The sequence below is a fragment of the Klebsiella sp. A-Nf5 genome (genome assembly GCF_002810545.1).
GTDB lineage: Bacteria > Pseudomonadota > Gammaproteobacteria > Enterobacterales > Enterobacteriaceae > Klebsiella > Klebsiella variicola.
This window is the reverse complement of the sequence record NZ_PIOG01000241.1, coordinates 1-540: the sequence shown is the minus strand read 5'-3', so window position 1 is coordinate 540 and position 540 is coordinate 1. Positions and strand designations below refer to the sequence as shown.

Below are 540 nucleotides of genomic sequence, written 5' to 3'. Positions count from 1 at the left end.
GCTGGCCAGGGAGATTGCCCTTTACAATAAAGAGGACTAAACGTGCCGGACGGCCAGTATTCTTTCTATCTGCACAGCGACGATCGCACCGACATCGCGGCAATGGCAACCATCAGCACCATCTCACAGCCCCTGCGCGGTGAGTTCATCCGTACCGCCGCCACCGCCGGGGCGGTGGTATACCAGGTGGATGCCCGTTTACCGGCGCTGATCCCGGTGTTCTTTGCCGGGCAACTGAGCGCTGTCCGCCTTTGCGCCGTGATGGCCCTGGTCTCCGGAACCTGGTCCTCACTCACCGGCCTTCCGGATGAGCCCGAAAATGGTGAGGCAGCTCTGCCCGTGTCACCGGAGACAGAATACCAGCGCCGGCGTTACACCCTGACGCTTCAGAATGGCCGGAGTGGGGAACGGGTGGAAAGTGTGCTGACGGAAGCGTCATCCCGTCTGCGTGGGGATCTGCTGAGAAACCTGATTATCACCGGTCTTGCCCTCCACACGACGGCGCCGGAACTGCCGCGCCTGCTGGCCAGTATGCCGGTA

General features: G+C 62.0%; 1 protein-coding gene. It reads left to right on the top strand.

Translation table 11 applies throughout. The features are described from left to right. Positions 1 to 42: 42 nt before the first annotated feature. The coding region (locus CWM53_RS23085; protein WP_100750888.1) for a plasmid partitioning/stability family protein at positions 43 to 540 on the top strand (498 nt) is incomplete at its 3' end.